The sequence below is a fragment of the Methylobacterium sp. Leaf89 genome (assembly GCF_001422215.1).
Classification (GTDB): domain Bacteria; phylum Pseudomonadota; class Alphaproteobacteria; order Rhizobiales; family Beijerinckiaceae; genus Methylobacterium.
Genome location: NZ_LMML01000030.1, coordinates 97,523 through 118,865 on the forward strand (window position 1 = coordinate 97,523; position 21,343 = coordinate 118,865).

The window sequence follows — 21,343 nt, forward strand, 5'->3', positions numbered from 1 at the left end:
TCGCCCTGTCCCTCTCCTTCCAGGAGAGGGGACCGGCGCGCGAAGGGCGCCGGAGGAATCGACCGGAGAGGGTCTGAGGCGCGGGCATCCGGCTCACGGGTAGCGCACCGGGGCCGGCTGCTCGGGCAGGGGGATGAACTCGGTTTCCCCCGGCACGGTGTCGAAGCGGGCCTGGCGCCAATCCTCCTTGGCCTGCTCGATCCGCTCGGGCCGGGAGGAGACGAAGTTCCACCAGAGGTGGCGCGGGCCGTCCATCGGCTCGCCGCCCAGGACCATGAAGCGGGCGGTCTCGGTCGCCCGCACGCTGATCCGGTCGCCCGGCCGGAAGACGAGGAGCTGGCCCGGGCCGAACCCGTCCCCGGCGATGTCGATGGCGCCCGAGACCGTGTAGATGGCACGCTCGTCGTAGGTCGGGTCGAGGGGCAGCACCGCGCCGGCCTCGAGCCTCACGTCGGCATAGACCATCGGGCTTGAGGTCCGCACCGGCGATGTCGCCCCGAAGGCCTCGCCGGCGATCAACCGGACGGTCTTGCCCTCGCCGCCGAGGATCGGCAGCGCCTCGGCTTCGTAATGCTCGAAGGCCGGCGCGGTCTCCTCGTCCTGGCGGCTTAGCGCCACCCAGCTCTGGAGGCCGAACAGGGTCGAGCCGGTCCGGCGCAGGTCCGCCCCGGTGCGCTCGGAATGGGTGATGCCCCGCCCGGCCGTCATCCAGTTCAGCGCGCCCGGCCGGATCGGCAGCGCGGTGCCCAGGCTGTCCCGGTGCAGGATCTCCCCCTCGAACAGGTAGGTCACCGTCGACAGGCCGATATGCGGGTGGGGCCGCACGTCCATGCCCTGGCCGAGCAGGAACTCGGACGGGCCCATCTGGTCGAAGAAGATGAACGGGCCGACCATCCGGCACTCGGTCGACGGCAGGGCACGCCGGACCGCGAAGGAGCCGAGGTCCCGCGAGCGCGGCACGATCAGGGTCTTGATCGCGTCGCAGGTGAAGCGGTCGCCCGGGATCGGGTCCTCCGCACCGTGCCAGCTCATTCGATGTCCTCCCGTGTCATGGCCGCCAAGCCGGATCATCCCGTGCCGACCGCCTCGCCCGGCAGGCGGCGCCGGCCCGGGTGCCGGCCCGCTCGCATCTGGAGGCCGGGGGAGGGGATGGGATTGTCGAATCCGGCTTCGCTTTGCACCTTCGCGCCGTGCCTCAGCGCTGGTGGGTCGCCGCCACGCCGATCTGGTCGGCCATGCGCACGAGGTCGGCCAGGGATCGGGCCTGCATCTTCTCCATCACCCGCCGCTTGTGGACCTTGGCGGTGATCTCGGTGATCCCGAGTTCGGCGGCGATCTGCTTGTTCATCAGGCCGCCGATGGCGCAGCGCATCACGTCCAGCTCGCGCGGGGTCAAGGCCTGCAGACGCTCGGCCAAAGCCTCCCGGGCGCGGCGGGCCTCCAGGGCCGCCGCATCGGCTTCGAGGGCCCGGTGCACGGCATCGAGCAGGACCTCGGCCACCACCGGCTTCGTCAGGAACTCCACCGCGCCGCCGCGCATCGCCCGCACCGTCATCGGGATGGTGCCGAAGCCGGTCAGGAAAATGATCGGCACGGTGCTGCCGGCCGAACGCAGGGCTTCCTGGACCGAGAGGCCGTTCTCCCCGGCAAGACGAACGTCGAGGAGGATGCATTCCGGTGCCGTCCGGACCCGTGTCGCGGCGAGTGCGGCAGCGTCTCCGTGACCGACCGCAAGCAATCCGCTCGACCGGCACAGACGCATCAGCGCGCAACGCAAGGCCGGATCATCGTCGACGATGTGGACGGTCGCTTCGGACATCTTTCCAAGGAAAGCGAATACACTGGGCAAGCTTACAAGATACGGGCCAGCCCGGTGCATCTTCTGCGGATGAGGCACCTGCCTATCACGGGTGGCGCGTGATGCCGAGGACGCTGCCCAGGCAGTGTTCGAACTGCTCGGCGTCGAAGGGCTTGGCAAGGTAGGCGAAGGCGCCGGAGGCCAGCGCCCGCGCACGGCTCGACTCGCTCGGATAGGCCGTCATCACGATGACCGGCAGCGTCGGTCGGCGCAGGCGCAGGAGCCGCAGGAGGTCGAGACCGTTCACGCCCGGCATCTGCACGTCCGTGACGACGACGGCGATCCCCGCATCGTCCGCCGCGTTCAGGAGCGGCTCGGCCCCGGCGAAGGAGGCGGGGGCGTAGCCGAGGGAGCGGGCGAGCCGCGACAGGGCCGAGCGGATCGCCGGGTCGTCGTCCACGATGGCGACGACGGGCGCCCGCGGGGCCGCGTTCCGGGTGGCGGAATCTCCGGCGGCGGGCTCAGCCATGGGCGGGTCCGGCGACCGGGAGGGTGAAGTGGAAGGCGGCCCCGCCCCCGGGCGCGGCATCGGCCCAGATGTCGCCGCCATGGGCATCGATGAGGTTGCGGCAGATGGCGAGGCCCATGCCCATCCCGCCCGCCCGGGTCGAGTGGAACGGCTCGAAGATGTGGGCGCGCCGCTCGGGCGCGATGCCGGGGCCGGTATCGGTGACGTCGACCGTCACCGCCTCGCCCGTGGCCCGGATCGTCACGGTGACGTCGCGCGGTCCGTCCCCCTCCGCCATCGCCTGGGCGGCGTTCAGGAGCAGGTTCACGAAGACCTGCTGCAGGCCGATCGCATCGGCGTCGATCCAGGGAATCGCGCCCTCGGCCGCGATGTGGACGGCGGCCCGGTGCAGGCGCAGTTCGCCCTCGACGAGCAGGTTCGCGTCGCGGGCCGCTTGGAGGAGGTCCACGGGGGCGGAGGCGCGCGGGGCGTTGCCGAGATAGGACCGGGTCCGGGCGATCACGTCGCGGGCGCGGGTCGCCTCGGTGACGACGTCGTCGAGGGCCGCCGCGGCCTCGCCGATATCCGGCACCGGGCGCCGCAGCCAGCGGGTGGCGGCCTGTGCGTTGGCCAGGATGGCCGCCAGGGGGGAATTGACCTCGTGGGCGATGGAGGCGCTGAGCGCCCCCACGGTGGTGATGCGGGAGGCGCGCGCGAGTTCGGTGTCGGCCCGGGCGAAGCGCTTCTGGGCCTGCTTGAAGGCCGTCACGTCGAGGGCCGTCACGACGATCTCGGAGAAGCCCGCCAGGTCCCGGGGCAGCATGGCGGTGAACAGCATGTCGATCTCGCTGCCGTCGGCGCGCACCACGTGGGCTTCCGAGCGGAAGAAGCGGTCGCCCCGGCCGAAGGCCACCAGCCACTGCACGAAGGTCTGGTCGGTGTCCGGCAGGAGGCGGTCCAGGGGACCCAGATAGGCGTCTTTGCCGGAGGCGCCCGTCTCCTCGACCGTGAAGCCGTTCACGTCGGTGACGATGACCTGCCGGCGCAGGGCGCGAAGCGCCTCCGGCCGGCTCGCGAAGTGGGACTCGATGTCCACCGTGCCGGCCCGGCGCAGGGCCATCACCGCTTCGCCCGCCGCCGTCCAGTCCTCGCGCCACATCGAGATGCCGGACCGCTCGAAGATGGCCTCCAGGCGCGTCTCGCCCATCCGGTACCGCTGCGCCTGTCGGGCCGCCACGGCGAGGGCCGCGCCCCCAGCGGCGAGGGCGAGTGCGCCGAGGACGAGGGCGGGCGCCCCGCCCCGGGCCGCGGCGGCCCAGCCCGCGAGGCCGGCGAGGCCCATGGATGGCAGGATCAGCAGGGCCGCCGTGCCGATGGCCGTCGCCCGGGCCCGGCCCCGCCCCGGCGGCGCGGTCAGCATCCAGGCCGGAAGATCGTCGATGCCGATGGGACCGTCATGGGCCGAGGTGGAGGCGCGGCTGGGCCAGCGGGAGAAGACTTGGCGAGGCAGCGCCTGTCGCGAGTCCGTCGGGCGTGCAAACCGTTGCCGCGAGAAACCGTGCCGCATGCACCTCATCCACCGGGGTCCGACAGGATAGTGGGACCGCGCCCGGGGGGTCTCCGATACACCTGTATAATGGCGCGCCCGACGCAAGGATTGCACGGTGCGGGCATGGATCTGCACCGGCACAGCGCCCACAAGTTTCCCAAGGCCGGCCTGCTTGCGACCTCCCGGGGCCGGCAGTGGCAGGGGGTCGCGGCGGAGCTGCGCTCGCATCCGGCCGGCGATCTGCCGGCGATCGTACCGACCCAGATGGAGATCACCCTGGCGACGCGCCGCGTTCCGGGGGCGCATGTCAGCCGCAAGGGCGCCGGTCTCCGCCAGCGGACGGCGGTCGAGGCGGGCACGATCTGGCTCTGCCCCGTCGGTGTCGGGGAGGACGACATCAACATTTCGGCCCCGTTGACCGAGATCCTGCACATCTACCTGCCGGCCGAGCGCTTCGCGGCCCTGGCGAACCTCTACGGCGATGCCCGCATCCGCGCCGACACCGTGCGCTACCTCGCCGATGTGCCGGATCCGCTGATCCGCCAGATCGGGCTGTCGATCCTGAGCGAACTCGTCCGGGAATCCTCGGCGGGCCGGATGATGGTGGAGGCTGCGGCCCTCGCCCTCACGGCCCGGGTGGCTCAGGCCTACGGCCACGACCGTCCGGACCGGGCCGATCCGGTCTGCGGCGACCACGATTGTCCCGAGCGCATCCAGCGGGCGATCGCCTTCATCCGCGACAACCTCGATCGCGACCTCGGCGTGACCGAACTCGCCGCCGCCGCCTGCCTCAGCCCGTTCCACTTCGCGCGCCTGTTCAAGCGCGTCACCGGCAAGACGCCCTACGGCTTCGTCAGCGCCGAGCGGCTGGCGCGCGCCCGCCGGCTCCTGGCCGAGCGCAAGCTGCCGCTGGTGGATGTCGCCCTCTCGTCCGGTTTCTCGAGCCAGGCCGCCTTCAGCACCGCCTTCAAGCGGGTGACGGGCTGCACGCCGGGGGAATACCGGCAGCTTGCGCCCTGAGGCGCCCGGCAAAGAGCAGGATCGCGTAACGGCCGAGCAAGTCTGCGAAAGACCGTTGCCCCGTCCCGCCGGCAGGGTGTCCTCACCCGAAGGTCTGCTGTGGAGACGAGGATGCATCGGTCAGCCGACACCCCTGCGGCCCGGCTCGCGATTCCGCCGCTGCCGCGCCGCCGGCGGCCCGCCCTGGAGCCCGGCCAGCGCCCGCGCGCGGTCGAACCCCCGCGGGAGCCCGGTCCCGAACCCGTTCGCACGACCCGGTCGCCGGATGCGGAGACGGACGGCATCGTGGTCTCGGAGCTCCCTGCCGTCGGGCGAACGACGGCACCGCAGCCGCAGACCTACGGCGAGGGGCTGCTGATCCGCGTGCAGCGGGCCGATGACGGGGGCTGGCCGGCGGGCGGTCCCCTCCGACCCGCCCCCGAGCGCATCTGCGCCAGCGCCGTCACGATCCTCGATCGCCGCATCAGGCCCCCGGCCATCCATCGGGGCGTCGCGGTGCAGATCTGGCTGTCGCGCCGGATCCTCGTCGAGGTGGCCGCGAGCATGGGCCTCGGGGACATCGATCCGCTCGAGGCTCTGAAGCCGGTCGACGGCAGGGTCCTGGTCGACCCGACGATCCATGACCTCGCCGCCAGCGCCGCCGCTACGCTCGATCGGCCGGATCGCGGCGCGGCCGTGTTTCGCCTGCAGATCGGCCGGGCCATCGGGGCGCATCTGATCGGCCTCCATGCCGATCCGGGCCTCGCCGCGGAGCTGGCCCGGGGCGGGCTCGCCCCCTGGCAGCTGCGCCGCGCCCAGGACCGCCTGCGCGCAGGGCTGGGCGACACGCCGAGCCTGCAGGCGATCGCGGTGGCGTGCGGCCTCTCCGTGAGCCACTTCGCCCGGGCGTTCCGCCAGTCCCTCGGGGTTTCGCCCCATGTCTGGCTCGTCCGTCAGCGCATCGCCCGGGCCAAGACCCTGATGCGGGGGCCCGGCCCGTCGCTGGCCGAGATCGCGCTCGCCTGCGGGTTCGCCGACCAGAGCCATTTCACCCGCGTCTTCGCCCGCGAGGCGGGTGTGAGCCCCGGGCGCTGGCGCCGGATGGTCGAGCCGGAGGAGCCGGGCGTGGATCCCCGAAAGATCTCGGCGTGACAGGGCATCGGCGTGACCGCGCCTTAATGTCGAGGCGCCCTGGTGCGCGCGGGCCGACGGCTCCATGATCGCGGAATCACCGGCCGGTCCCGGCACGCCGGACCCGGCTCGGACGGCGACGGCAGGCAGCGAGGCGCGGCCATGAACAGTCCCCTGCACCAGGACGAGACCCGTCGCTTCGCACGGGCCCAGCTGCGCGGGGAGATGCTCGATTGGCTCCTGGCGGGAACCCGGGGGGAGCGCTTCCTCGACGATATCTTCGTGGCATTCTGCCGGCGCCTGCGCGAGGCCGGGATCCCGGTGGCGCGGGGCACGATCCACCTGCGGACGCATCATCCCCTGTGGCTCGGAACCCGCATCCTCTGGCGGACCGGCCTTGAGGCGGCCGCGTTGCAGAACTTCGAGTACGGCATCGTCGAGACCGACCAGTTCAAGCTGAGCCCGGCCGCCGAGATCTTCAACGGCGCGGAGCGGGTCCGGAAGCGCCTGGAAGAGCCGGCGCAGCCGGCGACGGATTACGGGATCTACCGTGACCTGCGCGCGGAGGGCCTGACCGACTACGTCGCCTGGCCGCTGCACTACACCCTCGGCAAGAGCCACATCGTCACCTTCTCGGCCGATCGGCCCGGCGGGTTCGCGCCCGACGACCTCGATCTCCTGGCCTCGCTCCTGCCGGCCCTGTCGGTGGTCACGGAGGTCCGGCACAAGAACCGCCTGACCCGCCTGCTCCTCGACACCTATGTCGGACCGCATGCCAGCGAGATGATCCTCAACGGGGCGACCCGGCGCGGCAGCGGCGTCACCGTGGAGGCCGCCATCATGGTGATCGACCTGCGCGGCTTCACCGAGATCTCCGAGCTGTGGCCGCGCGACGACGTCATCGCCCTGCTGAACGACTACTTCGACGCGATCTCCCTGCCGATCGAGCGGCACGGGGGCGAGATCCTGAAATTCATGGGCGACGGCCTGCTGGCGATCTTCCACCTCGACACGCCGGCCGCCTGCACCGCCGCGCAATCCGCCGCCCTGGAGGCGCGCGCCGCCATGCGGGCGCTGAACGCGGCGCGGGCCGAGCGCGGGCAGCCGCGCCTCGGCTACGGCATCGGCGTCAATGTCGGCGCGGTGATGTACGGCAACATCGGCTCGCGCTCGCGCCTGGACTTCACGATCATCGGGCCCGCCGTGAACGTGGCGGCTCGGCTGGAGAGCCTGACCAAGGTCCTCGACGTCAGCGTGCTGTTCTCGGGCGCCTTCGCGGCCCGCTCCAGCGACGGGCACCAGCTCGTGTCCCTCGGGACCTTTCCCCTGCGCGGCGTCGGCGATCCCCTGGAGGTGCTGGCCTTCCCGGACGACGCCGAGGCCGGTGCGTGACGCCGCGGCCGGCGCGCTGAACCGAGGCGCTACCCGAAACCGCAGGACCCCGGAACGGGAAAGGCCAGCCTCGCGGCTGGCCTTCGGGATGGTCGAAGCGGGATCGACGCCGCCGCTTACTCCGCGGCGGTCATTTCGGGCGCGAAGTGGCCGCACCAGTCGGCCGAGCCGACCACCGGCCACAGGCCGTGATCCGACGGACCCGGCTGGCTCACCGGCGGATTGAACCGGCACAGCCCCTCGTCGGCCGCCGCGGCGGCGCCGTTGACCTTGTGCTCGTCGAAGAACTTGCAGCTCTCGCACTTCGCGTTCGCCATGTCGGTGATCTCCATCCTGCGCGGCGTGCCGCCGCTGCTACTTACGAATTAGAACAGATCCAATGTAAGCGTCAACCGTCTTGTCGGGGGGCGGTTCCCCGGTCGCGTCGCAGGATCGGGGATCGGAGCCTTGGGACACGCTGCCCCCGTCGCCTCGGGGGCACCGGAGCGTATTCCGGTCGGTCGCGCTTTGGCCTATCAGGCCCTCATGTCCCCCACGCCCGTCGCACCCGACGACATCGCCCACGTCATCCAGATCGCCCTCGCGCCCGCGTTCCTGCTGACGGCGCTCGCGACCCTGCTCAACGTCTTCTCGACGCGCCTCGGCCGCGTCGCCGACAAGGTCGACGCGGCGGCTGCCGGTCTGCGGACCGCCGATCCGCACGAGGCCGTCCGCCTCTCCCGGCAATTGTCGTATCTGCGGCGGCGCTCCTTCGTGCTGGACGGCGCCGTGGTCCTGGCCTCCACCGGCGCGGTCATGACCGGTATCGCCGTGCTCACCCTGTTCGTCGGGGCCCTGCGCGATGCCGCGACCGCCTCGATCCTGTTCGCCTGCTTCGGCGTGGCGCTGGTCTGCACCGTGGTCGCGGTCTGCGCCTTCCTCGTCGAGATCCTGATGGCCGGGCGCGGCATCCGGGACGAGGTCGACCGCCAGCAGGAGCATGCGGGGGAACGCGGCGCATCCTGAGCCGCGCGCGGGCCGGCCTCGCGGGGGACGAGGGGCTGGCGTGCGTGCGGGCGGTCTCGATCAACGGGCCGCACCCTGATACGCGCCAGTCCGCCGGCAGGGATGGGACGAGGTCCGATGAGCGTCGAGACAATGAAGGCGGATGTGGTCGTCATCGGCGGCGGCATGGTCGGGCTCGCCTCGGCGATCGCGCTGCGGGACCGGGGCCTCGACGTCCTGCTCTGCGATCCCGGGGAGGCGCGTGCCCGGACCTCCTACGGCAATGCCGGCGTGATCAGCCGGGGCTCGATCTTTCCGATGTCGAGCCCGGCCCTCTGGGCCAAGCTGCCGACCTACCTGCGCAACGCCGACCGGGGCCTGCGCCTGCGCCATACCCACGTCGCCCGCGTGCTGCCCTGGACGGCGCATTTCCTGGCCTCCGCCCGAACCTCCGCCTGGGAGCGGGCCGCCGCGTCCCTGCTGCCCCTGACCAGCGCGGCGCTGCCCGCGCATCTCGCCCTGGCCGAGCGGGCGGGCGCCGGCCACCTGTTGCGCCGCTGCGGCTGGATCAAGCTCTACCGGACGCACGCCGCCTTCGCCGGCGCGGCCCTGGAGCGGGCGATCCTGGGCCGGCACGGCGTCTCCTTCGAGATCCTCGACCCGAACGACATCCGCGCCGCGGAGCCGGCCCTGATCCGGGCCTATGCCCACGGCATGCTCCTGCCGGAGACCGGCGCCGTGAGCGATCCGGGCGGGCTGCTGGAAGCCTATCAACACCTCTATCTCGGGCTCGGCGGACGAACACTGAGGATGGTTACGACGCACCTCGAGCCCGAGGGGGAGGGCTGGTGCATCCGCCACGACGGCGGCACTGTGCGGGCCCGCCAGGTCGTCCTGGCCGCGGGCGCCGCCTCCGGCGAGATCGCCCGCGGCCTCGGCTACCGCTTCGCCTTCGCGGCGGAGCGCGGCTACCACGCCCACTACGCCCTGCATCCCGACAGCCCGCCGCTGACCCGCCCGGTGCTCGACACCGGCGCCGGCTCGATCATCGCCCCGATGGGTGAGGGGCGCGTGCGCGTCCTCTCCGGCGTCGAACTCAATGCCCGCGAGGCTCCCCCCGACTACGTCCAGATCGAGGCCGCCGCGCAGGAGGCGGGCGGAACGCTGCGCCTGGGCGCGAGCCTCGACAACCGCCCCTGGATGGGCGCGCGCCCCTCGACCCCGGACGGCCTGCCGGTGATCGGCCCGGCACCCCGGCATCGCGGCCTGATCTTCGCGTTCGGCCACGGCCATATCGGCCTGTCCACGGGGCCGATCACGGGGCGCCTGGTGGCCGATCTCGCCACCGGCGCCGCGCCCGCCGTTCCGGTGGCGCCCTTCGCGCCACAGCGCCTCCTCGGCTGGCCGCGGTGGAACCCGGTTCGGGCGCGCGAACGCGCGGATTGACGCCTCCCGCCGGAGGCGCCATGCCGGGGGGCCGCACCACTCCCTCGTCCGAGGACATCCGTCTCCATGCGCCTGAGCGTTCGCCTCGACGGGGGCATGTGCCGCCGTTGGCACCTCCGGCTGATCGAACGCCTCCTGCGCCGCCCCGGGCTCTCGGTGTCCCTCGACCTGTCGCCGGGACCAGGCGCGCTGCCGCCCAACGCCGCGCTCCTGTTCCGGCTCGAGGCGATGCTGCGCCGGCTGCCGCGCACCGGGCCGGCCCTGCGGGTCGAACGCGCGGACCTCCTGGCCGGTGCCGCCCCGGCCGACGGAATGCCCGACCTCGTCCTCGACCTCTGCGGCGACGCGGCGGGTCCGCCGGGCGTGCCGGTCTGGCGCCTCGCCTTCGACGGGGCCTGCGGCGAGGCGGCCCTGCTCGCCTCGCTGCTGGCCGGGCGCCCGCCCGTGGTCAGCCTGACCGAGGACGGTCGGATCGTCGCCTCCGGCCGGGTCGGAACCGAGGCGCGGGGCATCATGCTCACCGCCTTCGAGGATGCTCTCGTTCGGACCGCGAGCCTGATCCTGGCCGCCCTCGGCGGAGCGGGGCCGCGGCTCGCGCCCGAGGGTGTCCCGATCCCGGGCCCGGCGCCGACGGGCTTCACGGCGGCCGCCCTCACGGCCCGGGCCACCCGCACCTGTGCCCGGATGGCCGCCCGCCGGCTCTACGCCCTCTGCACCTGGGCGCCCCATTGGCGGGTCGGCTGGCGCCGGCTCGCCGGTCCCGACCTCATCGACCTCCAGGCCCATCCGGAGACCGGCTGGCACGCGCTTCCGGACGACGGGCGCCGCTTCTACGCCGATCCGTTCCCGATCGCCGATGCCGCCGGCACGGTGCTGTTCGTGGAGGATTACAGCCACGTCCTGCAGAAGGGCGTGATCTCGGCCGTGCGCTTCGGCGCCGACGGCCCCCTCGGGACACCGGTGCCGGTGCTGGAGGCCGCCCACCACCTCTCCTATCCGTTCGTCTTCGCGGAGGGCGATGCCTACTGGATGGTGCCCGAGAGCGGCGCCACCGGAACCCTCGATCTCTACCGCGCCACCGCCTTCCCCGGCGGCTGGGTCAAGGAGGCGACCCTGATCTCCGGCCTGAATGCCAGCGATCCGACTCTTCTCCGGCACGACGGCCGCTGGTGGCTGTTCGCGACGGTGCGCGACGACGGCGAGCATGACGGCCCCTTCGCCGCCTGGGGATCGTATTCCGACAGCCTGCACCTCTGGTCCGCGCCGGATTTCCGCGGGCCGTGGACCGCGCATCCCGGAAATCCGGTGCTGATCGACATCGCCGCCGCCCGGTCCGGCGGCCGCATCGTCGCCCGGGACGGTGCCCTGTTCCGGCCGGTGCAAGATTGCCGCGACGGCTATGGCGGGGCGCTCGGCCTCGCGCGGATCCAGCGCCTCGACGCGGCGGGCTACGCCCAGAGCGTGGAGATGATTCTGCGCGCGGGGCCGCGCTTCCCGGGCACGGGCCTGCACACCCTCAACCGGACGCCGCATTTCGAATTCATCGACGGGGCCGGACGCGTCCGCCGGCGCTTCCGCGGCGGGGCGGGCGGCGCCTCCGAAACCTGACGTTTCGCAGCCACTTACGTCATCACGGACATTTTAATCCCGCCCCAGGAACAATCATCGGCGCGCACGCTTGTGCCACCGCTGGTGGGGGCAAGGAATTCAGTCCCCTGCGAGCCCGATCTCACATCGTCCTGCTCGAACGTCCGGAAGGGCCCCTTATGGCCGAGCCGCTCTCCTCCCGCACCGCTCCGATGCGAAACCCGTCGGCCCGTGTCCTGCGGGGGCTCGATGCGCTCAACTTCTTCCTTGCCGACGTCCGCGATGGGCTTGGTCCCTACCTGGCGATCTACCTGATCGCCGTGCGGGGGCCGGACCAGGGCTGGAACGAGGCCACCACCGGCCTCGTCATGACCATCGCGGGCATCGCCGGCCTCATCGCCCAGACGCCAGCCGGGGCGCTGATCGACCGGACCAATCACAAGCGCGCCATCGTCATCGCGGCGGCCGTCGCGGTCACGCTGAGCTGCCTCGTCCTGCCCTTCATCACGAATTTCTACGTGGTGGCCGCCACGCAATCGGTGGCCGGCATCGCCGGGGCGATCTTCCCGCCGGCGCTGGCCGCCATCACCCTCGGCGTCGTCGGCCCGAAGCTGTTCGCCAAGCGCATTGGCCGCAACGAGGGCTTCAATCATGCGGGCAACGCCGCTTCGGCGGCAATCGCCGGCGGTACCGCCTACTTCTTCGGACCGATCGTGGTGTTCTGGCTGATGGCGCTGCTCGCCGTGTGCAGCATCGGCGCCATGCTGATGGTGCCCTCCGATTCCATCGACGACGATCTCGCCCGCGGTCTCGACCAGACCGAGACGCAGGCCCGGACCGAGGGCGAGGAGGAACCGTCGGGCCTCACCGCGCTCCTGAAGAACAAGTACCTGCTGCTCTTCGCGGTGCTGGCCGCGCTGTTCCACCTCTCGAACGCAGCGATGCTCACCTCGGTGGGGCAGCTGCTCACGAAGCTCTCCGGCAAGGACAACGCCACCTCGCTGATCGCGATCTGCATCGTGGCCGCGCAGCTGGTGATGGTGCCGGTGGCGGTGTTCGTCGGCGCCAAGGCCGATGCGATCGGGCGCAAGCCGATCTTCCTCGCGGCCTTCGGCGTCCTGGCGATCCGGGGCGTGCTCTACACCCTGTCGGACAACCCGTTCTATCTCGTGGGCGTCCAGCTCCTCGACGGCGTCGGCGCGGGCATCTACGGCGCCCTCTTCCCTGTCATCGTCGCCGACCTGACCCGGGGCACGGGCCGGTTCAACGTCTCCCAGGGGGCCGTCGCCACGGCCCAGAGCCTGGGCGCGGCGCTGAGCGCGACCCTCGCCGGCCTGATCATCGTGTCGGCGGGCTACTCGACCGCGTTCCTGTCCCTGGCCGCCATCGCGGGCCTGGGCTTCGCCCTCTACCTCTTCGCGATGCCGGAGACGCGCGGCTACGAGCCCGGCCGCTCCGGTGCCGACGGTGGCGGCCTGACGCCCGTCCCCGCGCCGGCGGCCTGACCCCCATGGCCGCCACCGACGACATCCTCGCCTTCGCCCATATCGGCGACCTTCACCTCACCGATGCGGACGCCGACAACGCCCGCGACCTCCACGCCATCGTGGACCAGATCAACGCCGTGGACGGGGTCGACTTCGTCTATCTGCCCGGCGACAACGCCGACAACGGCACGCCCGCGCAGTACGCCCTGGTGCGCGCCGAACTCGACCGCCTGCGCCGGCCTTTCCACGTCATCACCGGCGACCACGACATGGAGGGCGGGAGCCTCGCGGCGTTCTATGCCGGCCTCGGCGTGCCGCGGCTGCCCTATGCGGTGACCGTGTCGGGCACCCGCTGCCTGTTCCTCGACATGTGCGGGCCGGGCTCCGGCGGACCGGATTTTCGCCTCGGCGACGGGCAGGTCGCCTGGCTCCGGCGGGAGGCGGACGCCGCCGAGGCGGAAGGGCACGACTGCGCCCTCTTCATGCACAGCTACCCCGCCGACCTGACGGGGGAGGGCGAGGCTGCGACGGTCGCAGAACTCGTGCACGGCTCGCGCATCCGCCTCGTCGAGATGGGGCACACCCACTACAACGAACTCGCCAATGACGGCCGGACCATCTACGCGGCGACCCGCTCGACGGGCCAGATCGAGGAGGGGCCGGTCGGTTACACCATCGCGGCGATCGACCGGGGCGTGGTGAGCTGGCGCTTCAAGGAACTGGCGCAGGGCTGGCCCTTCGTGGTGATCACCGCGCCGGCCGACCGCCGCCTCGCCCATGCCGAGGACTACATCGTCTCGGGCACCACCGAGATCCGCGCCCTGGTGCTCGGTGCCGGCCGGACGGCGGTCTGCGAATTCAGCATCGACGGCGGTCCCTGGCGCCCGATGCGGCGCGCCGAGGGCGAGCGCCGCTTCCGCGCCACGGTCGACTGGCCTCCCGGCGCGGGACGCCTCACCGTCCGCGCCCAGGATTCCGAGGGCGGCGTCGGCCAGGACCAGATCGAGCCGGCCGGCGACGTCGGCGCCCTCGTCCGCTCCAAGGGCCTCGGCAGCGACGCGGATACCGTCGGCGCCTGGCCGGACCGGGGCATCCTCGGCACCCAGCTCGGCCCGAACCGCAACGGGCGCCACTGGTAGGGCGCATCCGCCCTGCCCGACTTTCTTTCCGACCAAGGATTCCGAACCCGATGGGTGCGCTGACGCTGACCCCGAACCTCGTCACATGGGCGATCGCCGCCGTGGCCACCCTGGGGGTGATCACCCGTCCCTTCTCCTGGCCGGAGGCGATCTGGGCCGTCCTGGGCGCCGCCGCCCTCGTGGTGTTCGGCCTGATGCCGGCCGGGACCGCCTGGGAGGGCATTCTCAAGGGCACGGACGTCTACCTCTTCCTCGTCGGCATGATGCTGATGTCGGAGGTGGCGCGGAAGGAGGGCCTGTTCGACTGGCTCGCCGGCATCGCGGTGCGGGCGGCCAAGGGCTCGGCCACCCGCCTGTTCACCCTGATCTACGTCGTCGGCACCGTGGTGACGGTCTTCCTCTCCAACGATGCCTGCGCGGTGGTGCTGACCCCGGCCGTCTACGCCGCCACCAAGGCCGCCAAGGTCGAGAACCCGCTGCCCTACCTTCTAATCTGCGCCTTCATCGCCAATGCGGCGAGCTTCGTGCTGCCGATCTCGAACCCGGCCAACCTCGTGGTCTTCGCCGAGCACATGCCGCCGCTGACGCAGTGGCTGGCGATGTTCGCGCTGCCCTCGGTGCTGGCCATCGTCGCCACCTACGCCACCCTTCGCCTGACGCAGAATTCCGTTCTGCGCGACCAGCAGGTCGCCACCGATGTCGAAACGGTGCGCCTGTCGCGGACCGGGCTCGTCGCCGGCCTCGGCATCGTGGCCACCGGCGGCGTCCTCATCGGCGCCTCCGCCCTGGGGCTCGATCTCGGCCTTCCGACCTTCGTGGCCGGTGGCCTCACCACGGCGGCCGTCCTCCTGATGAAGCGCGGCGGCCTCGTCGAGGTCGCCAAGGACGTGTCCTGGAGCGTGCTGCCCCTGGTCGCCGGCCTGTTCGTGCTGGTCGAGGCCCTAGAGAAGACCGGCGTCCTGCGGATGATCGCCGATGCGCTGAAGCAGGCGGCCGCCGCCTCGCCCGTCGAGACCGCCTGGGGCGCCGGCACCCTGATCGCGGTGCTCTGCAACCTCGTCAACAACCTCCCCGCCGGCCTCATCGCGGGTGCCGCGGTGCAGACCGCCCACGTGCCCGACACGGTCGCGGGCGCGGTGCTGATCGGGGTCGACATCGGTCCGAACCTCTCGGTGACGGGGTCGCTGGCCACCATCCTGTGGCTGACCGCGATCCGCCGCGAGGGCCAGGACGTCGGCTTCTGGCGCTTCCTCAAGCTCGGCCTGCTCGTCATGCCGCCCGCGCTGCTGCTGGCGCTCGCCGGCCTCCTCCTCGTCTGATCCATCGCGTCTCAGCCCGAAGTCTCCGGTCCAAAGTCCCTAGCCCAAGGTCCCCCGTGAACGCCGCACTGCTCTATCCCTTCATCCTCGTCGCGGGCGTCCTGCAGGCGCTGGGCAATTCGATGAACGCGCAGCTGCGCGGCCGGCTTGTGAACCCCTGGCTCGCCGCCTCGGTCTCGTTCCTGCCCATCGTGTTCGTGTTCGCCACGCTGTTCCTCGTCATGCCGACACCGCTCCCAACCCTGGAGACCCTCGGCAAGATGCCCTGGTACGCGCCCCTCGGCGGTGTGGCCGGCGCGGTGGCGGTGTTCGGCGGGCTCGCCTTCATCGACAAGGTCGGGGCCGGGCCCTTCAACGGCTTGACCCTGACGGCCAACATCCTGGCCTCTCTCGCCATGGATTCCTTCGGCCTATTCGGGCTCCAGGGCGGCGGCTTCAAGCTGATGCCCTGGCTCGGCGGTCTGCTGATGGCGGTCGGCGTGTTCTTCATCGCCCGCACCACCGCCGACACGGGCGGGGACAAGGACGGCGGGCATGGGCTCAACCCGAAGCTGCTCTATCCCTTCATCGTGGTGGCGGGCATCCTGCAGGCCGTCGGCGTCGTCTGGAATTCGCAGCTGCGCGGCGCCCTGGTGAACCCTTGGCTCGCCGCCTCCGTCTCCTTCCTGCCCGTCGTGTTCGTGTTCGTGCTGGTGTTCCTCGTGCGCCCGACCCCGCTGCCCACCCGGCAGGACGTGTCCGGCGTGCGCTGGTGGATGCCGCTCGCCGGCATCACCGGGGCGGTGGCGGTGTTCGGCGGCCTGCTCTTCGTCGACAAAGTGGGGGCGGGTGCCTTCAACGGCCTCCTCATCACCGCCAACCTCCTGACCTCGGTGGCCCTCGACCATTTCGGCTGGGTCGGCATGAAGCAGGTCAAGGCCGGGCCCGCCCGGCTCGGCGGTGCGGCCCTGATGGTCGCCGGCATCGTGCTGATCTCGGTGTTTTGAGCGGCCCTTGCGTATTCGAAAACGCGAAGCTTGAGGACAAGCGGTTGCAGCCGCCGGGAAACGTTGGCCTTTTCGGCGCCCGGCGTGCTAAACCTCCGACGATCCCGCCCGGAGCCGATCCGCGTCAAGGGTGTGTGGACAGCCTCTCGTGCCGCCCGATTGCCGTCTCCCGGCCGAGTCCGGCGCGCGTCACGACCTGATCGGTCACCGAAATCCGGCGCCCGGACCGCCCACGCGGCCGCGCCGACGGGCATCTGCGACGCCGCGCCGAGCGCGTGCGGGAGGGTTCAAGGACAGGAATGCGATGAGCGACGAGACCGACGCCCGGACCCGATCCGAGGAGCGCGCCGAGCGGGCCGAGCGGATGGCCAAGGAAGGCGCCCAGGCCATGGCCGAGCATCTCGCCTCGGTGAAGGCCGTGGACGAGCGGACGGTGAAGCTGCGGGCCCTGCGCTTGGCCAAGGAGGCCGCCGACGCCGAGGCGAAGGCCGCCGCCCCGCCGCCCGCGCCCAAGCGCAAGCGGTCCTGAGACGGCCCGGCGGAGGAGAAGCCATGGCATTCGACCGCTCCCGTCGACCGAGCGACCCGCGACAGGCCGCCGAGGCGGCTTTCAAGGCCGCCACCACCAAACCCGTCGAGACCGCCAAGCCCATCGGGACGGCCAAGACGATCTCGGCCACGCCGGCCGCCCCGGCCTCGGTCGTGCCCGGCGCCCGCGAGATGGTCAGCCTGCGCCTCGACCGCGCCGTGCTCGAGCATTTCCAGAAGGACGGTCCGGGCTGGCAGGATCGCATCAACGCGGCGCTCAAGGCCGCCGCCGGGCTGTAGGCCGGGCGCACGGCGCAACGCCGCCGTGAGCCTGGTCGTGGAGGCATCGGCTCTGCCGCACCGGTCGACGATTCGGATTCGGAAGCCTAGCCGAAGCCGCCCCGCTTCAGCCGCATCACGGTGCGGTCGAGGGCGCCGAGGAAGGCCGAGCGGTCGCGGGCCGAGAACGGCTTCGGCCCGCCGGTGATCGCGCCGGCCTCGCGCAGGTCCTGCATCAGGTTGCGCGTGGCCAGCGCCATGCCGATGCCGCTCTCGCTGAAGGGCTTGCCGGTGGGGGCGAGCACGTCGGCGCCCGCCTTCACGCAGCGGCTGGCCAGGGGCACATCGGCGGTGACGACGATGGCACCGGGCCGGGCTCGCTCGGCGATCCAGTCATCGGCGGCGTCGAACCCGTCGCTGACCACCACCCGTTCGATCCACGGCTCCCGCGGCAGCGTCAGGAAACTGTTGGCGACGACATAGACGTGCAGCCCGTATCGGCCGGCGACCCGGTAGGTCTCGTCCTTCACCGGGCAGGCATCCGCGTCGATGTAGACGACGATGGACCGGGTCGGCTCGACCCCGCTCACTGCGCGGCGACCGCGTGCGGCGGTACGCCGGACTCCACCGTCTCCGTCCCGACGCGCTCCAGGGTCGAGACGCTGAGGGGCTGGCCGCGCCCCCGCAGGGCATGGGCGCCGAGGGCTCGGGCGCGGATGCCCGCGGGCAGGCGCGCGATCCGGGCCAGCAGGTCGTCCGAGACGAGGATCTCGGTGCCGAGGGGCCGGCACAGGGATTCAATGCGCGCGGTGACGTTCACCGCATCGCCGAAATACGCGATCTTGTGCCGGTCGACTCCGACTTCCGCCGTGACGATCGAGCCGCCGTGCAGGGCCGCGCGCAGGCGCGGCACGGTGCCGAACCGCGCCATCCAGGCCTCGGATTCCGCGTCCAGGCGGTCCATCACGTCGAACACGCAGGCGACGCAGCGCGCATCCTTCAGGCCGCGGGCCATCGGCCAGGTGATCATCGCCATGTCGCCGATATAGTCGTCGATGGAGCCGGCGTTGCGCCGGACGGGCTCGGCGAGGGCTGCGAAGACCGCGCCGAGATAGGCCTGGGCCTTCAGGTCGCCGTGGGTTTCGGCGAAGGCGGTCGATCCGACGACGTCGAGGAACAGGAAGATCCGTTCCTCCCGCACGGGCTGGTGGTAGCGCCCCACGAGGAAGTTCACGAACACCTCGCCGCCGATGAGATCGCGCATGCGGATGACGAAGACGAGCATCGCCGAGACCGCGAGGCAGTAGGCCAGCACCCGCGGGGTGATCCGCACCGCGTGGCTGAGGTCGTCGTCGGTGAGTCCGAGAGCCCAGACCAGCAACCCGCCCAGCGCGATCCCGGCGGCGATCATCAGCACGTAGGCGAGCTCGGCCGCCGGCACGTAGAGCTTCGCCGGCATCCGGCGCATCCGCGCCTGTAGGCCGCCCAGGATCATGCCCCGGTCGAAGGCGAGCGTCGTGCCGCCCACGGCCAGGCCGTAGGTCAGGCCGGCGAGGGGCGTCGCGCCGCCGGCGAACAGCACGTTGTAGAGGAGGCCCGCGCCGCCGCAGGCGAAGAGGATGAGGAGCCAGAACCAGCGGTGCTGCGGCAGCATCAGCGGCGTCCCTCGTGCGGTGCCCCGGCGGGGGCCGGCCGCGGCGATCCGGCCAGGATGGGGGAGGGTGCAGCGCTGCGCAACGGATGGACCCCTTCGGGGATGGGTCCGGAGGCGGCGGCGCCCCTTGGCGCGCCGAGCTTCGAACCCCGTCCTGATCATCGCCCCATGATGGCGCGAGTAAGGCCAAGGTGACGCAGGCCCGCGGATCGGGGACCGGTGTGGCCGCCATGCGTTGCCAGAGGAGATCACCATTCTGGGAGCGCGAGGCGGATGCGGAGTAGAACCTTCGGGACGGCAGGGCCGGCGGTGCCCGTCATCGGACAGGGCACGTGGCACCTCGACCAGGCGGACCGCGCCGCCGCGGTCGCGACCCTGCGGGCGGGCCTCGACGCCGGCCTGACGCATATCGACACCGCCGAGATGTACGGCGAGGCCGAGCCCCTGGTGGGCGAGGCCATCGCGGGACGGCGCGCGGAGGTGTTCCTGGTGTCGAAGGTGGTGCCCGGCAACGCCAGCCGGGCGGGGGTGGTCGCCGCCTGCGAGCGCTCGCTGAAGCGCCTCGGTACCGACCATCTCGACGCCTACCTGCTGCACTGGCCGGGCCGCTACCCGCTGGAGGACACCATCGCGGGCTTCTCCGCCCTCAAGCAGGCGGGCAAGATCCGGTCCTGGGGGGTGAGCAACTTCGACGTCGCCGATCTCGACGAGGCCCTGGCGATCGCGGGGCCGGGCCAGATCGCCTGCAATCAGGTGCTCTACCATCTGAAGGAGCGCGCCATCGAGCACGCGGTGCTGCCCTGGTGCCGACGCAACGGCGTCGCCCTGGTCGGCTATTCACCCTTCGGGAGCGGCGACTTCCCCGAGGCCGGAAGCGCCGGAGGCCTGGTGCTCGCCCGCCTAGCGGAGGCATACGGCACCACGGCGCGGGCCATCGCCGTCGCGTTCCTGACACGGGAGGAGGGCACCTTCACCATTCCGAAGACGGCGCGGCCCGAGCGGGCCCGGGCGAACGCGGCGGCGGGGTCGATCGGCCTGACGCCGGAGGATCGCGCCGCCCTCGAGGCGGCCTTCCCGCGCGGTCCGCGCCAGCGCAGTCTGCCGATGCTGTAGCGGCCGGGGCGAAGTTGTGGCCAATGGCCGGGGACGATCCGGCGCGGACGGTCCGCGCCGGGCCCCTGTGAGGAATGCGTGCGATGGTGCGATGGCTGGATCCGGTCGTCCTCGGCCTGTGCTGCCTCGCCGGCACCCCTGCGCTGTCCGAGGACGCCAAGACCGACAAGAGCCGGCCCGACACGCGCAATCCCGACCAGCCCAACGGCGAGACCCTGACGATCGACGAGAAGGGCATCACCCTGCGCTTCCCCGATGTCGCCAAGCTGCGCATCGGCGGCAAGCTGCAGCTCGATTACGGGGCGGCGGCCATCCGGCAGCCCGGCTTTCCCGAGCCCTTCCCGGAGAATTTCGCGGTGCGCCGGGCCTGGATCGAGAGCTATCTCACCCTCGGCAAGAGCCTGGAGCTCGCCCTCCAGTACGATTTTGCCGACCCGATGCGGCCGATCAACGACGCGGCCGCCGCCTATACGGGCTTCGCGAACACCCTCCTGACGGTAGGCAACATGAAGGAGCCCTTCAGCCTCGACCAGCTGACCGGCGACAACAACACCCTGTTCACCGAGCGCTCGCTCGCCGACGCCTTCGCGCCGGCCCGCAATTTCGGTTTCGCGCTCGGCCGCCACGGAGAGGACTGGACGGTGGTCGCCAGCGTCTTCGGCGGCAACGCCAATACCGGGGTCGGCAGCGAGGGCGTCGCCGCCACGGGGCGCGCCACCTACGCGCCGATCCACGTGGACGACCGGGTGCTGCATCTCGGCCTCGCCGGAAGCTTTCGCGATCTGCCCCGCGACGGGCAGGGGCTGTCGCTGTCGAGCCGGTCCGAGGCGTTCCTGTACCAGCGCGACTTCGTCGACACCGGCGCCATCCGCGACGCGTCGGGCGTCCGCCGCATCGGCCTCGAGGCGGCCTATCGCGACGGCCCGTTCCTGGTCCAGGCCGAGTACATCCGCACGGAGGTGGAGCGCTTCGGGGGCGCCCGCACGGTCGGCTTCCAGGGCGGCTACGTCCAGGCCAGCCTCATTCTCAACGGCAAGGGCCGCGCCTACAAGCTCGCCCCCGATTACGGTGCCACCTACGCGATCTTCTCCGGCGTGCAGGTGGCGGAGGCCGACCGTGTCTCGCGGGGCGGGATCGGCGTCTTCGAACTCGGCACCCGCTTCAGCGCCATCGACCTCGACGATGCCGGCATTCGCGGCGGCATCGAGCGCGACGTCACGGTCGGACTGAACTGGTACCCCGACCGCAACATCCGCGTGGTCGCCGACTACGTCCTCTCGCATACCAGCCCGTCGGCGGTGCAGGGCGGCCGCACCATCGATGCGGACAGCTTCATCGGGCGGTTTCAGCTCTACTGGTAGGCGATTCGGGATGGCCTAAGCCCGTTGGGCAGGCTTGCGGCCGGCCCCCGGGGCGATGCTACGATGCGCCGGCAGGCCGGGCC

At 71.9% G+C, this 21,343-nt stretch carries 21 protein-coding genes; 14 read left to right on the plus strand and 7 right to left on the minus strand.

Annotation, left to right across the window (positions count from 1 at the left end; all coding sequences use genetic code 11):
• Positions 1-93: 93 nt before the first annotated feature.
• The 4 genes from ASF18_RS20575 to ASF18_RS20590 all read right to left on the minus strand — a co-directional run bounded on the left by ASF18_RS20575 (position 94) and on the right by ASF18_RS20590 (position 3,726).
• Positions 94-1,032, minus strand: coding sequence for a pirin family protein (locus tag ASF18_RS20575; RefSeq protein ID WP_056354766.1), 939 nt, complete (start codon positions 1,030-1,032; stop codon positions 94-96).
• A 163-nt stretch (positions 1,033-1,195) separates the two neighbouring features.
• Complete coding sequence (locus ASF18_RS20580; protein ID WP_056354771.1) at positions 1,196-1,819, minus strand: response regulator; 624 nt, start codon at positions 1,817-1,819, stop codon at positions 1,196-1,198.
• A gap of 85 nt (positions 1,820-1,904) precedes the next feature.
• A complete protein-coding gene (locus ASF18_RS20585; RefSeq protein WP_056354774.1) occupies positions 1,905-2,327 on the minus strand; it encodes a response regulator in 423 nt (140 codons plus the stop codon).
• On the minus strand, positions 2,320-3,726 hold the full coding sequence (locus tag ASF18_RS20590; protein WP_162239186.1) for an ATP-binding protein: 1,407 nt from the start codon (positions 3,724-3,726) through the stop codon (positions 2,320-2,322). The genes ASF18_RS20585 and ASF18_RS20590 overlap by 8 nt, the downstream gene beginning before the upstream one ends.
• 216 nt (positions 3,727-3,942) lie before the next feature.
• Here ASF18_RS20590 and ASF18_RS23985 point away from each other — a divergent pair, with 216 nt between their 5' ends.
• The 3 genes from ASF18_RS23985 (at position 3,943) to ASF18_RS20605 (ending at position 7,377) form a co-directional block, all read left to right on the plus strand.
• Positions 3,943-4,875, plus strand: a complete 933-nt coding sequence (locus ASF18_RS23985) for an AraC family transcriptional regulator (RefSeq protein ID WP_210166763.1) — start codon at positions 3,943-3,945, stop codon at positions 4,873-4,875.
• A gap of 111 nt (positions 4,876-4,986) precedes the next feature.
• Entirely contained in the window at positions 4,987-6,006 is a 1,020-nt protein-coding gene (locus ASF18_RS24945; RefSeq protein ID WP_056354781.1) for an AraC family transcriptional regulator, read from the plus strand.
• Between the two features lie 204 nt (positions 6,007-6,210).
• A complete protein-coding gene (locus tag ASF18_RS20605) occupies positions 6,211-7,377 on the plus strand; it encodes an adenylate/guanylate cyclase domain-containing protein (protein WP_244472801.1) in 1,167 nt (388 codons plus the stop codon).
• A gap of 116 nt (positions 7,378-7,493) precedes the next feature.
• Here the strand turns inward: ASF18_RS20605 and ASF18_RS20610 are convergent, their stop codons facing one another.
• Positions 7,494-7,694, minus strand: a complete 201-nt coding sequence (locus ASF18_RS20610) for a hypothetical protein (protein ID WP_056278476.1) — start codon at positions 7,692-7,694, stop codon at positions 7,494-7,496.
• A gap of 208 nt (positions 7,695-7,902) precedes the next feature.
• Here ASF18_RS20610 and ASF18_RS20615 point away from each other — a divergent pair, with 208 nt between their 5' ends.
• The 9 genes from ASF18_RS20615 to ASF18_RS20655 all read left to right on the plus strand — a co-directional run bounded on the left by ASF18_RS20615 (position 7,903) and on the right by ASF18_RS20655 (position 17,153).
• Entirely contained in the window at positions 7,903-8,382 is a 480-nt protein-coding gene (locus ASF18_RS20615; protein ID WP_056212365.1) for a DUF2721 domain-containing protein, read from the plus strand.
• A gap of 117 nt (positions 8,383-8,499) precedes the next feature.
• On the plus strand, positions 8,500-9,807 hold the full coding sequence (locus ASF18_RS20620) for an FAD-binding oxidoreductase (RefSeq protein ID WP_056354786.1): 1,308 nt from the start codon (positions 8,500-8,502) through the stop codon (positions 9,805-9,807).
• A 66-nt stretch (positions 9,808-9,873) separates the two neighbouring features.
• A complete protein-coding gene (locus tag ASF18_RS20625; RefSeq protein ID WP_056354789.1) occupies positions 9,874-11,415 on the plus strand; it encodes a hypothetical protein in 1,542 nt (513 codons plus the stop codon).
• 158 nt (positions 11,416-11,573) lie between these two features.
• Positions 11,574-12,899, plus strand: coding sequence for an MFS transporter (locus ASF18_RS20630; protein WP_056212282.1), 1,326 nt, complete (start codon positions 11,574-11,576; stop codon positions 12,897-12,899).
• A 5-nt stretch (positions 12,900-12,904) separates the two neighbouring features.
• Positions 12,905-14,020, plus strand: coding sequence for a metallophosphoesterase (locus ASF18_RS20635; protein ID WP_056354792.1), 1,116 nt, complete (start codon positions 12,905-12,907; stop codon positions 14,018-14,020).
• Between the two features lie 50 nt (positions 14,021-14,070).
• Positions 14,071-15,339, plus strand: a complete 1,269-nt coding sequence (locus tag ASF18_RS20640; RefSeq protein ID WP_056354795.1) for an arsenic transporter — start codon at positions 14,071-14,073, stop codon at positions 15,337-15,339.
• A 56-nt stretch (positions 15,340-15,395) separates the two neighbouring features.
• Positions 15,396-16,325: a DMT family transporter gene (locus ASF18_RS20645; RefSeq protein ID WP_056354798.1), complete on the plus strand. Its 930-nt coding sequence runs from the start codon at positions 15,396-15,398 to the stop codon at positions 16,323-16,325.
• A 304-nt stretch (positions 16,326-16,629) separates the two neighbouring features.
• The gene (locus ASF18_RS20650; RefSeq protein WP_055956977.1) at positions 16,630-16,854 is read left to right on the plus strand and encodes a hypothetical protein; all 225 of its coding nucleotides are present in this window, start codon (positions 16,630-16,632) and stop codon (positions 16,852-16,854) included.
• Positions 16,855-16,877: 23 nt separating this feature from the next.
• Positions 16,878-17,153, plus strand: coding sequence for a BrnA antitoxin family protein (locus tag ASF18_RS20655; protein WP_056212274.1), 276 nt, complete (start codon positions 16,878-16,880; stop codon positions 17,151-17,153).
• An 86-nt stretch (positions 17,154-17,239) separates the two neighbouring features.
• On the opposite strand, the gene ASF18_RS20660 is transcribed toward ASF18_RS20655, so the two are convergent.
• Together ASF18_RS20660 and ASF18_RS20665 are read right to left on the minus strand one after the other, a co-directional pair.
• Positions 17,240-17,722: a YaiI/YqxD family protein gene (locus ASF18_RS20660; RefSeq protein ID WP_056354801.1), complete on the minus strand. Its 483-nt coding sequence runs from the start codon at positions 17,720-17,722 to the stop codon at positions 17,240-17,242.
• Positions 17,719-18,786, minus strand: a complete 1,068-nt coding sequence (locus ASF18_RS20665) for an adenylate/guanylate cyclase domain-containing protein (RefSeq protein WP_056212270.1) — start codon at positions 18,784-18,786, stop codon at positions 17,719-17,721. Before ASF18_RS20665 ends, ASF18_RS20660 begins: the two co-directional genes overlap by 4 nt.
• A gap of 273 nt (positions 18,787-19,059) precedes the next feature.
• Here ASF18_RS20665 and ASF18_RS20670 point away from each other — a divergent pair, with 273 nt between their 5' ends.
• Positions 19,060-19,899, plus strand: a complete 840-nt coding sequence (locus ASF18_RS20670) for an aldo/keto reductase (RefSeq protein ID WP_056354804.1) — start codon at positions 19,060-19,062, stop codon at positions 19,897-19,899.
• Between the two features lie 83 nt (positions 19,900-19,982).
• A complete protein-coding gene (locus ASF18_RS20675; RefSeq protein ID WP_082487838.1) occupies positions 19,983-21,260 on the plus strand; it encodes a porin in 1,278 nt (425 codons plus the stop codon).
• The last annotated feature ends 83 nt before the right edge of the window (positions 21,261-21,343 follow it).

Coding starts and splice junctions, on each gene's coding strand:
- ASF18_RS20575 (WP_056354766.1), bottom strand. CDS start 1,032: ATGAGCTGGCACGGTGCGGAGGACCCGATCCCGGGCGACCGCTTCACC.
- ASF18_RS20580 (WP_056354771.1), bottom strand. CDS start 1,819: ATGTCCGAAGCGACCGTCCACATCGTCGACGATGATCCGGCCTTGCGT.
- ASF18_RS20585 (WP_056354774.1), bottom strand. CDS start 2,327: ATGGCTGAGCCCGCCGCCGGAGATTCCGCCACCCGGAACGCGGCCCCG.
- ASF18_RS20590 (WP_162239186.1), bottom strand. CDS start 3,726: ATGCTGACCGCGCCGCCGGGGCGGGGCCGGGCCCGGGCGACGGCCATC.
- ASF18_RS23985 (WP_210166763.1), top strand. CDS start 3,943: ATGGCGCGCCCGACGCAAGGATTGCACGGTGCGGGCATGGATCTGCAC.
- ASF18_RS24945 (WP_056354781.1), top strand. CDS start 4,987: ATGCATCGGTCAGCCGACACCCCTGCGGCCCGGCTCGCGATTCCGCCG.
- ASF18_RS20605 (WP_244472801.1), top strand. CDS start 6,211: ATGCTCGATTGGCTCCTGGCGGGAACCCGGGGGGAGCGCTTCCTCGAC.
- ASF18_RS20610 (WP_056278476.1), bottom strand. CDS start 7,694: ATGGCGAACGCGAAGTGCGAGAGCTGCAAGTTCTTCGACGAGCACAAG.
- ASF18_RS20615 (WP_056212365.1), top strand. CDS start 7,903: ATGTCCCCCACGCCCGTCGCACCCGACGACATCGCCCACGTCATCCAG.
- ASF18_RS20620 (WP_056354786.1), top strand. CDS start 8,500: ATGAGCGTCGAGACAATGAAGGCGGATGTGGTCGTCATCGGCGGCGGC.
- ASF18_RS20625 (WP_056354789.1), top strand. CDS start 9,874: ATGCGCCTGAGCGTTCGCCTCGACGGGGGCATGTGCCGCCGTTGGCAC.
- ASF18_RS20630 (WP_056212282.1), top strand. CDS start 11,574: ATGGCCGAGCCGCTCTCCTCCCGCACCGCTCCGATGCGAAACCCGTCG.
- ASF18_RS20635 (WP_056354792.1), top strand. CDS start 12,905: ATGGCCGCCACCGACGACATCCTCGCCTTCGCCCATATCGGCGACCTT.
- ASF18_RS20640 (WP_056354795.1), top strand. CDS start 14,071: ATGGGTGCGCTGACGCTGACCCCGAACCTCGTCACATGGGCGATCGCC.
- ASF18_RS20650 (WP_055956977.1), top strand. CDS start 16,630: ATGAGCGACGAGACCGACGCCCGGACCCGATCCGAGGAGCGCGCCGAG.
- ASF18_RS20655 (WP_056212274.1), top strand. CDS start 16,878: ATGGCATTCGACCGCTCCCGTCGACCGAGCGACCCGCGACAGGCCGCC.
- ASF18_RS20665 (WP_056212270.1), bottom strand. CDS start 18,786: ATGCTGCCGCAGCACCGCTGGTTCTGGCTCCTCATCCTCTTCGCCTGC.
- ASF18_RS20670 (WP_056354804.1), top strand. CDS start 19,060: ATGCGGAGTAGAACCTTCGGGACGGCAGGGCCGGCGGTGCCCGTCATC.
- ASF18_RS20675 (WP_082487838.1), top strand. CDS start 19,983: ATGGTGCGATGGCTGGATCCGGTCGTCCTCGGCCTGTGCTGCCTCGCC.